Source organism: Bradyrhizobium sp. HKCCYLS20291, assembly GCF_051167715.1.
Taxonomy (GTDB): domain Bacteria; phylum Pseudomonadota; class Alphaproteobacteria; order Rhizobiales; family Xanthobacteraceae; genus Bradyrhizobium.
On the sequence record NZ_JBNPTO010000002.1, the window covers coordinates 475,964 to 484,989 of the forward strand.

Here is a 9,026-nt window from a genome sequence, read left to right on the forward strand (position 1 = left end):
GGGAGTACGAGCATGGCAAAGACCCTGGTCAAGACCACGCAGGACGGCCGCAAGGTCGAGGTGATCGGCCTCGCGATCTGTCTCGACGGCGAGCTCGAGGCGTTCGAACTGGTCGAGGTGAAGCTGCATCCGAACCGGCGCAAGATCTGGGAGGCCGCACCCGACGCCACCCACATGGCCGGCCGCATCACCCTGACGAAGGAAGAGGCCGCGATCGTCGAGGGTGCCTTCGCCACGGCCCAGGCCGAGATCCTCGCCACCCCCGCCGCGATCAACGAGCGCTTCCGGATCGCCGCGATGTGGAAGGCCCGGGAACAGGGAATCGAGTAGGCCCTCCTCGTTCGGATTGGCCCCATCTCCCTCCGCCGTCATTCCGGGGCATCGCGCAGCGCGAGCCCGGAATCCATAGCCACGACCGGTTATGAGGTGCGAGATGTCCGTGGCGCTCACCTCAGAAAACAACAATCGGTCGTGGTTATGGATTCCGGGCTCATCGCTGCGCGATGCCCCGGAATGACGCGTGGATGGACCGAGCTTCTCGTATGGCGGCAGTGGATCGGCAGGAACGAATGTAGGGTGGGCAAAGCCAGCGGCGACGCGAAGCGGCGTCCGATGGCGTGCCCACCAAGGTCGTTCCGCACGCACAGATGGGCGGTGGGCACGGCGCGATACACCAAGCGCCTGATTGTGAGACCACCCAGGCGCCTTTGCCCACCCTACGGCCCAATGTCCGTCATCGCGAGCACAGCGACGCGATCCAGGGCGGCGCGAGGACTCTGGATTGCTTCGTCGCCTGCGGCTTCTCGCAATGACGGTTGTGGCAGCGAGCCAAACTACTGAAAAACCCGCCCACGGTAGTGGTAGCTGCCGCCGTCGTCGACGTCGAACAGCTCGCCGATATCAGGATGCTTCACCGGCTCTCCCGAGACATCCGCCACCAGATTCTGCTCCGGCACGTAGGCGATGTAGCTGCTGTCGCCGCTCTCAGCGAGCAGGTAGTAGAACGGCTGTTTCCGGTCGAGCCGCTTGTCCATGGTGATCGCCCGCCAGCCCTCCTCCTCGGAGAACGACAGGTCGACGTCGAACACGACACCGCGCAGATCGTAGACGCGGTGCCGGGTCACCTGGCCGATCGTGAACTTTGCCTCCATCCGCACCATGGCCGCACGCTCGTCAGTCTCACGCCGCCGGCGAATGGGTCTGGCAGTTGGTCGGGCAGACCCGGGCGCAGGCGCCGCAGCCGATGCAGGCGCCGGTGTCGTGCATGACCATGATCTTCTTCTCGACCTCGTCATCCTCATCGTCGTCGAGCTCGACGAACTCGCCCTCGTCGTTGATACCCTTGAGGGTCATGACCTCGCGGCCACACACCTTGTAGCAGCGGCCGCAGCCGATGCATTTCTCGGGATTGATCGCGACCAGATAGTCCGGCCGCCAGTCGCGGCCGTCGCGGGTTGAATTGGACATGGTGACGAGTCCTCGTGTGGGTTCACGCGGCCTCGAGCTTCTTCAGCTCGGCCCGCTTCTTCTCCAGCTCGGCGAACGCCTCATGGGCCTTCTGAGCCGTCGGCAGGATCTGGTCCCAATTGATGGGCAGCTCCTCCGACAAGTCGTGCAGGTTCATCTTGGCATCCATGGCGCGCGCCGACAGCTTCTTGATCTCGGCCTTCAGGGTGTCCAGGTCGCTCATCTCTCTCATCCTTGCCGTTCAGTAATTCGCGACGTCCTTGAACTTCTCGATCATCTCGACGCCGGCCTTGACAAACTTGTCGCCCTCGTCGGCCAGCTTGCCGAGATTGTCGAAGCCGAAGCGGTGCACGTCGCGCAGCTGCTTGTTGACCACGATGAGCCGGCCGCCGATCAGCACCATGCGGCCAAAACCCTCGTGGCTCATCTTCAGCATCGGCGAGATCATCACGCCGGTGGCTTTCTCGATCGACAATGCAATCGCGTTGAAGAACAGCTCGAGCCGCCAGATCGTCTCCGGATCGGGATCGCCGATGATCGGCAGCGCCCGCCGCTTCTCCTTGTCCAGGATGTACGGCTCGAGCAGGTCGATGTCCTTCTTGCCCTCCCAGGCACCATGGGTGTCCTGGGCACGCCAGACCTTGATCAGTTCCTTGACGAAGGGCCGCTGCTCGGCGGCGACCGGTTCGACTGCTACCGCGATATCAGACATGTTGGTTCCTCAGTCCTCGAAATCGAGTGTGCGCTCCTGGCCCTTGGCAAGAGCCTTGCGGAGCCATGGTGGCGGATTGCCCTTCAGCACATCCTGCAGCTTGCCCAGAAGATCGCTGATCTGCTCAGGCTGGGCGACCTTCATCGGATGGATGTTGTTGGCGACGACGCGCGCCGCGCCGGAGCCGCCGATGGCGGCGACATAGAGGATCGCGCAATCCTTGATCGCCTCGATCTTCGGCGCCAGCTTGTCCTCGTTGCCGTCTTCCTTGAGGTCGCCGTCGAACTCGACCGTCTCGACGAAGCGGTATCCCTCGGGATCGAGATCGTAGATCGCGATGTTCTTGGCCCAGCCGAAATGGGCGTCGACGCGTTTCAGATCCTGGGTAGCGAATGCGACTTTCATGTCGTCGGTCCTTTCTCCTCAAGCGTCAATGCAGCGGCGCCACGACGGCGGGGTCGGTCGATCCCTGGAAGTCTTTCCAGGGATCGAGCCAGGTGCCGGGTGTCGGCTGATGGTTGTCCTCGCGATCGGCGATGATCAGATTGGCGAGCGCAAAGACCAGATCGCGGGTGCCGCGATAGCCAACCGTCATCAGGTGCCCAGCGCCCAGCCGGTCGAACATCGGGAAGCCGATCCGGTAGAACGGAATCTTCAGCCGCGCCGCGGCCTGGCGGCCGTGCGAATGCGTCATCATCAGCCCGCAGTCGCGCTGCTTCGCCAGGTTTTCGAGATCCTCGAGATCGCCGATCAGCACCTCCTCGCACGGCATCCGCTCGAGCACCGGCGACTGCGTGGTGGTGATGGCGACGGAGATCTCCGCACCCATGTCGTGCAGCATGCTGGCGACGTCGAACAACAGATCCGGCTCGGCGCCGATGGCGAGCCTGCGGCCACCGATATGGAAATGCGCGTCAAGCATCGCATCCGCGAGCTGGCCGCGCTGGCGGCGGTACTTCGCCGGCACCGGGCGTCCCGAGATCTCGCTCAGGAAGGACATGAACTCGTCGTTCGGCAGCAGGCCGCAAAGCCGCTCGAACAGCCGGTACGGCACGCCCGTCTTGGCCTGCATCGCCTCCGCCGCGCGCTTCGTCTGGGCGCCGATCGCGATCGTCCAGCTGGCGCTGCCCATGACCGCGATCTCTTCCAGCCCGATGCCGCCGATCGTGGTCGGCGTGAACTCGTCGGGGATGTGACCATCGAGCGAGCCGCCAATATCCGGCAGGAACGATGGCTCCAGCCCGAAATCCTCGAAGATGGTGCGCAGCTCCTCGATATCGCCTGGTGTCAGATGGCAGCCGGGCAGCACATTGACCCGCGCCGGATCGCGGCGCGTCGAGGTCGGCTTGTCCACGAGCACCTCGACCATCTTGGCAACCGTCTTCTCCCAACCGTCCTGGAACGCGTCCTTGAAGTCCGGCGTCGAGACGTAGACCAGCGGATAATTGGCGAGCTCCGGATGCTTCTCGCGGATCAGCCGGATGTAACCGTCGACATCGTCGCCCTTGGTCTCGGTGACGCCGGTCGAGCAGATGCCGATGATCTCGGGCTTTTGCCGCTTGTGGATGTTGAGGATCGCCTGCTCGACGTTCTCGTAGCCGCCGAGCACGGTCGCGACCTCGCTCATCGCGGTCGTCTGCATCGGCACCGCTTCCTTGAAGTGGCGCACGAACAGCGTCAGACCGAACGAGGTGCAGCCCTGCGAGCCGTGCAGCAGCGGCATCGCACCGCGCAGGCCGAGGAAGGCGAACGAGCCGCCGATCGGCTGGCTCATCTTCAGCGGGTTGACCGCACAGGCCTTCTTTCCAATGGTGACCTTGGCCATGAGCGCCGTCCTACTCCGCCGCCTGCAGCAGCTCGGCCGGTGCCTTCTGCTCCGCCAGGATGTCCTCGACCCGCCCGGCGCAGGCGCCGCAGCCACCCGAGGCATTGGTGTGCGTGCGCACGCCGGCGACATCCATCAGGCCGTTTGCCTTGATCGCATCCTCGATGGTGCCGAGATCAACCGACTTGCAGTGGCAGATCTTCTTCGCGCGTCGCGCAGCTTCCGCTGCGACCGGATCGGCGGCGAGCGCCGCGGCTTCGGCATTGGCCTGCGCGATCGCCTTGGCCTGCCAATTGTTGCTGGCCGTCTCCCAGGGCGCCCGCTTACGCAGCTGCTCCCACATCGGGTTGTAGATGGCCTTGTCGATCTCGGCGACCAGCTTGACCATGCCGACATAGCCCATATAGGCGTGCGCGCGCTCCTGGTTGATGTCGAGCCAGGGCATCGCGGCCTTCAGCGCGACGAACTGCGACTTGCCGCCGGACAGCATGATGTCCGCTTTGGCGTCCTTGAGCATCTTGTACATCTCGCGCGGCGCCATATCGTCGATCATGTGGGCATCCTGGCCCATCAGCTCCTTGATGCGCTCCTTGTCCTCCTTGGTGGACTTCTTGACGGAGGTGCCGACCAGCTCCATGCCGGCCTCCTGCAGCGCCGCCACCACCGACCACGACTTCACGCCGCCGGTGATCAGCAGCACCTTCTTTCCCGTAAGCCGCTTCTTGAACGGCTCGATCGCCGCCCAGGCCTTCGCCTCCTCGCGCGCGATCACCGCCTCGGTGCGGTCCAGCAGGTCCGCCGGTGCGCCACGCTCGACCAGCAGGCGCGCGATCTCGCGCAGCGAATCCGAGGAGTCCTGGATGCCGTAGAACGAGCCCTCGAAGAACGGAATGCCGTAGCGCTCCTCCATCTTGCGGGCGACGTTGATCATCGCCTTGGAGCACACCATCATCGCGGCACGGGCGCGGTGCGACGAGGCGACATCCTTGTAGCGGCCGTCGCCGGAGATGCAGGCCGAGATGCGGATGCCGAGCTCGTCGAACAGCGGCTTCACCTGCCAGAGCTCGCCGGACAGATTGTATTCGCCAATGATGTTGAGGTCGTAGGGCGTCGTCACCTCCGGCTCGACGGTGCCGATGACGTGGTCGAGCAGCGCCTCGCCGGCAAGCTTGTTGCCGAGGTTCTTCGGCCCGACGAATCCTGGCGAATTGACCGGAATGCACGGCTTGCCGAACTTGGCGGAGGCTGCCTTGCAGACCGCGTTGATGTCGTCGCCGGTCATGGCAGGCACGCAGGTCTGGTAGACGAAGACCGCCGGCGGATCGTACTTCTCGATGATTTCCTTGATCGCCTTGTACAGGCGCTTCTCGCCGCCGAACACGACGTCGGTCTCGTTGATGTCGGTGGTGAAACCGGTGCGCCAGATCTGCGCGCCCGACGAGGCCGCGCCGCGGTTGTCCCAGGAATTGCCCTCGCAGGCGATCGGCCCGTGCACCAGATGCGCGACGTCGGTCAGCGGCTGCAGCGCGACCTTGGCCCCGTCGAAGGCGCAGCCGCCGGCCGCGCCGCCCGGCTGCAGCTGCTTGGTGCAGCCCTTCTTGCGCTCGGCCTCGGACTTGTTGGCGTTCTTGCCGCAGCCAGGCTCGTTGAAGACGTTCTGGATCGTGGCAGACAGCGAGCTCATCGGCTTCTCCTGTTGGCGGACCTTCTGCGCGTCTTTTGAGAAGAGGAGGCTCCGGCCTCTTCAGCCTTCCCCGTGAGCCTCATCGTCCAGAGCAAAGCGCGGCGGACCTTGAGGGACCGCCGCGCGCCGTCCTTAGCGAATGATGTCGAAGCTGTAGTCCGACTTGGCCGGCACATTGGTGTTACGGTCGATCTCGTCGAAGATCTTGTCGAGGATCGTGACCAGCACGTTCATGCCGCCCTGATAGCCCCACACCGGGTAGCGGTGCTTGTGGTGGCGATCGAAGATCGGGAAGCCGATGCGGATCAGCGGCGTCCCGGTGTCGCGCTCGAGATACTTGCCGTAGGTGTTGCCGATCAGGAAATCGACCGGCTCGGTGAACAGCAGCGAGCGCATATGCCAGAGATCCTTGCCGGGATACACGTGGCAGTTCTTGCCAAACGGCGAGCTATCGAACACCGCCTGCACCCGTTCGGCCCACTCCTTGTTGCCGTTGGTGGCGAGCACATGGGTCGGCTCGGCGCCGAGCTCGAGCAGGAACGACGCAAGGCCGAGACAGAGGTCCGGATCGCCGTAGATTGCGAACTTCTTGCCGTGGATGTGCGCGCTGGAGTCGGCGATCGCGTCGACCAGGCGGCCACGCTCCAGAGCCAGCGATTCCGGGATCTCCTTGCCCGAAATGCGCGACAGCGCCATCACGAAGGCGTCGGTGCCGGATACGCCGACCGGATGGTGGAACGAGACGACTTCCTGGCCGTGGTTCTTGATGAACGGCAGCGTCTTCTCGGTGCAATAGTGCTGCATCGAGATCGTCGCCTTGGCGTGCACGGCGTTGGCAGCGTCCTCCAGCGTCGTACCGCCGTCATACATGCGGAACTCGCCGTCGGTCGGGGTGTCGAACACGTTCGAGTTGTCGCCGAGGATCGTGTATTCGATCCCCATCTCCTCGAAGATATGCTTGACCTCGCGGATGTTGCCGACGGTGTAGCCGTCGAAGCCGCCGATGAAGTTGATCTTCTCGTTCGGGACGCGCTCCAGCTTCGGCGCGGTGCCGGCCTTGCCGTCCCAGAAGTGGTCGAGGATGCCCTTCATCGCATTGTCGTAGCCGGTGACATGGCTGCCGACGAAGGCGGGAGTGTGGGCGAAGGGAACGTCGTACTCGGCCGGAACAGAGCCCTTTTCCTTCGACGTCTTGATGAAGGCGTTGAGGTCGTCACCGATGACTTCCGCCATGCAGGTGGTCGAGACCGCGATCATCTTCGGCTTGTACATGTTGTAGGCGTTGGCGAGGCCGTCGATCATGTTGTTGAGGCCGCCGAACACGGCTGCGTCCTCGGTCATCGACGACGACACGCAGGAGCTCGGCTCCTTGAAGTGGCGCGACAGATGGCTGCGATAATAGGCCACGCAGCCCTGCGAGCCGTGCACGAACGGCAGCGTCTTCTCGAAGCCGACGGCGACGAACACGGCGCCGAGCGGCTGGCAGGCCTTGGCCGGATTGACGGTCAGCGCCTCGCGGGCGAAATTCTTCTCGCGATATTCAGGCGTCTTCGCCCATTCGCGGATACGCTCGACGTCCGCGGGATCGCGCGGATTCTCGAACATTTTCTTCTTGTTGGCCAGCATCTGCTGGTATTCGGGACCACGGAAGAGCTCGAAGTGATCGAGCACATGTTCGGCAGACTGTGTCATGGGAATAACCCTCTCTATGTTCCTGTGTCGATCAGGGAGCGCTGGCTCTCCGCCGAAGGAGAGCCAGGCCGTGGGTGGTCGTTACTCGGCCGCCTGGAGCAGCGGCTGCGGCGCCTGCTTCCAGGGCGCCTTGGTCATCTTCCAGACCGGCGAGTTGATCGCCATGTCCATGTCGCGGGCGAAGATCGCGCACCCGTCATAGCCATGGTACGGGCCCGAGTAGTCCCAGGAGTGCATCTGGCGGAACGGCACGCCCATCTTCTGGAACACGTACTTTTCCTTGATGCCCGAGCCGACCAGGTCCGGCTGGACCTTTTCGACGAACTTCTCGAACTCGTAGCCGGTCACGTCGTCATAGATCAGCGTGCCGTCCTTGACGTAATGCTGGGCGGTGCGCTGATAGTCGTCATTGTGGCCGAACTCGTAGCCGGTGCCGACGACCTCCATGCCGAGGTCCTCGTAGGCGCCGATCACGTGGCGCGGACGCAGGCCGCCGACGAACAGCATCACGGTCTTGCCTTCGAGGCGCGGCCGGTACTTGGCGATCACGGCGTCCATCAGGGGCTGGTACTTGGCGATGACGCGCTCGGCACCTTCCTTGATCTTGTCGTCGAAATAGCTGGCGATCTTGCGCAGCGATTCCGCAATCTTGCTCGGCCCGAAGAAATTGTACTCGCACCACGGAATACCGAACTTCTCTTCCATGTGCCGCGAGATGTAGTTCATCGAGCGGTAGCAGTGCAGCACGTTCAGCTTCGCCTTCGGCGTCGCCTCGAGCTCGGCCAACGAGCCGTCGCCCGACCACTGGGCGATCACGCGCAGGCCCATCTCCTCGAGCAGGATGCGCGATGACCAGGCGTCGCCGCCGATGTTGTAGTCACCGATGATCGCGACGTCGTAGTCCGACGGCTCGAAGCGCGGCGCGGCGTCGGCCGGCAGCTTGTCGAACACCCAGTCCCGGATGGCGTCGTTGGCGATATGGTGGCCGAGCGACTGCGAGACGCCGCGGAAACCTTCGCAACGCACCGGGACGATGGTCTTGCCGTCATACTCCTTCGACTTGACCTTGGAGACGGCCTCGATGTCGTCGCCGATCAGGCCGATCGGGCATTCCGACTGCACGGTGATGCCGTTGTTCAGCGGGAACAGCTCCTGGATCTCGTCCATGATCTTGGCGAGCTTCTTGTCGCCGCCGAACACGATGTCCTTCTCCTGGAAGTCGGAGGTGAACTGCATCGTCACGAAGGTGTCGATACCGGTCGTGCCGATGTAGTAGTTGCGGCGCGCCGCCCAGGAGTACTGGCCGCAGCCGACCGGGCCGTGGCTGATGTGGATCATGTCCTTGATCGGGCCCCACACCACGCCCTTCGAGCCGGCATAGGCGCAGCCGCGGATGGTCATGACGCCGGGGATCGACTTGATGTTCGACTTGACGCCGCAGTCCGACTTGCCGTTCTCATGCACGTTGAGATGCTTGGCGCGGCGCTTGGCGGTCTTTTCCGGATAGACCTTCAGGACCTCGGCGATCAGTTCCTTGTTGCGTGCCTTGACCTCGGCAACGCTCTGTTTCTCGGTAACGCTCATCTGGCTTTTTCCTCGATGATCGGTTGCGGAGATCGCCCGGCCCGTCGAACATGACGGGCCGG

General features: G+C 63.7%; 10 protein-coding genes. 1 reads left to right on the forward strand and 9 read right to left on the reverse strand.

From position 1 onward, the window contains the following. Positions 1 to 12 precede the first annotated feature (12 nt). On the forward strand, positions 13 to 330 hold the full coding sequence (locus ACQR07_RS06300) for a hypothetical protein (protein ID WP_434871192.1): 318 nt from the start codon (positions 13 to 15) through the stop codon (positions 328 to 330). Between the two features lie 503 nt (positions 331 to 833). Here the strand turns inward: ACQR07_RS06300 and hspQ are convergent. The 9 genes from hspQ to nifD form a co-directional block, all read right to left on the reverse strand. Next, the gene (hspQ, locus tag ACQR07_RS06305) at positions 834 to 1,160 is read right to left on the reverse strand and encodes a heat shock protein HspQ (protein WP_434901457.1); all 327 of its coding nucleotides are present in this window, start codon (positions 1,158 to 1,160) and stop codon (positions 834 to 836) included. Positions 1,161 to 1,179: 19 nt separating this feature from the next. Continuing rightward, complete coding sequence (gene fdxB, locus ACQR07_RS06310; protein ID WP_434901458.1) at positions 1,180 to 1,467, reverse strand: ferredoxin III, nif-specific; 288 nt, start codon at positions 1,465 to 1,467, stop codon at positions 1,180 to 1,182. 22 nt (positions 1,468 to 1,489) lie between these two features. Next, positions 1,490 to 1,690, reverse strand: a complete 201-nt coding sequence (locus ACQR07_RS06315; RefSeq protein ID WP_006609662.1) for a CCE_0567 family metalloprotein — start codon at positions 1,688 to 1,690, stop codon at positions 1,490 to 1,492. Positions 1,691 to 1,708: 18 nt separating this feature from the next. Beyond that, a complete protein-coding gene (locus ACQR07_RS06320) occupies positions 1,709 to 2,179 on the reverse strand; it encodes a NifX-associated nitrogen fixation protein (protein WP_434901459.1) in 471 nt (156 codons plus the stop codon). Between the two features lie 9 nt (positions 2,180 to 2,188). Continuing rightward, positions 2,189 to 2,584, reverse strand: coding sequence for a nitrogen fixation protein NifX (nifX, locus tag ACQR07_RS06325; RefSeq protein WP_434901460.1), 396 nt, complete (start codon positions 2,582 to 2,584; stop codon positions 2,189 to 2,191). 25 nt (positions 2,585 to 2,609) lie between these two features. Next, positions 2,610 to 4,004: a nitrogenase iron-molybdenum cofactor biosynthesis protein NifN gene (gene nifN, locus ACQR07_RS06330; protein ID WP_434901461.1), complete on the reverse strand. Its 1,395-nt coding sequence runs from the start codon at positions 4,002 to 4,004 to the stop codon at positions 2,610 to 2,612. 10 nt (positions 4,005 to 4,014) lie between these two features. After that, positions 4,015 to 5,688: a nitrogenase iron-molybdenum cofactor biosynthesis protein NifE gene (gene nifE / locus ACQR07_RS06335; RefSeq protein ID WP_434901462.1), complete on the reverse strand. Its 1,674-nt coding sequence runs from the start codon at positions 5,686 to 5,688 to the stop codon at positions 4,015 to 4,017. Between the two features lie 132 nt (positions 5,689 to 5,820). Further along, positions 5,821 to 7,380: a nitrogenase molybdenum-iron protein subunit beta gene (nifK, locus tag ACQR07_RS06340; RefSeq protein ID WP_434901463.1), complete on the reverse strand. Its 1,560-nt coding sequence runs from the start codon at positions 7,378 to 7,380 to the stop codon at positions 5,821 to 5,823. A gap of 81 nt (positions 7,381 to 7,461) precedes the next feature. Beyond that, a complete protein-coding gene (nifD, locus tag ACQR07_RS06345; protein WP_434901464.1) occupies positions 7,462 to 8,964 on the reverse strand; it encodes a nitrogenase molybdenum-iron protein alpha chain in 1,503 nt (500 codons plus the stop codon). Between the last annotated feature and the right edge of the window lie 62 nt (positions 8,965 to 9,026).

Bases quoted from the DNA above. Each gene is read 5' to 3' on its own strand.
- nifK (WP_434901463.1), bottom strand. From the start codon at position 7,380: ATGACACAGTCTGCCGAACATGTGCTCGATCACTTCGAGCTCTTCCGT.
- ACQR07_RS06315 (WP_006609662.1), bottom strand. From the start codon at position 1,690: ATGAGCGACCTGGACACCCTGAAGGCCGAGATCAAGAAGCTGTCGGCG.
- ACQR07_RS06320 (WP_434901459.1), bottom strand. From the start codon at position 2,179: ATGTCTGATATCGCGGTAGCAGTCGAACCGGTCGCCGCCGAGCAGCGG.
- nifN (WP_434901461.1), bottom strand. From the start codon at position 4,004: ATGGCCAAGGTCACCATTGGAAAGAAGGCCTGTGCGGTCAACCCGCTG.
- ACQR07_RS06300 (WP_434871192.1), top strand. From the start codon at position 13: ATGGCAAAGACCCTGGTCAAGACCACGCAGGACGGCCGCAAGGTCGAG.
- fdxB (WP_434901458.1), bottom strand. From the start codon at position 1,467: ATGTCCAATTCAACCCGCGACGGCCGCGACTGGCGGCCGGACTATCTG.
- nifE (WP_434901462.1), bottom strand. From the start codon at position 5,688: ATGAGCTCGCTGTCTGCCACGATCCAGAACGTCTTCAACGAGCCTGGC.
- nifD (WP_434901464.1), bottom strand. From the start codon at position 8,964: ATGAGCGTTACCGAGAAACAGAGCGTTGCCGAGGTCAAGGCACGCAAC.
- nifX (WP_434901460.1), bottom strand. From the start codon at position 2,584: ATGAAAGTCGCATTCGCTACCCAGGATCTGAAACGCGTCGACGCCCAT.
- hspQ (WP_434901457.1), bottom strand. From the start codon at position 1,160: ATGGTGCGGATGGAGGCAAAGTTCACGATCGGCCAGGTGACCCGGCAC.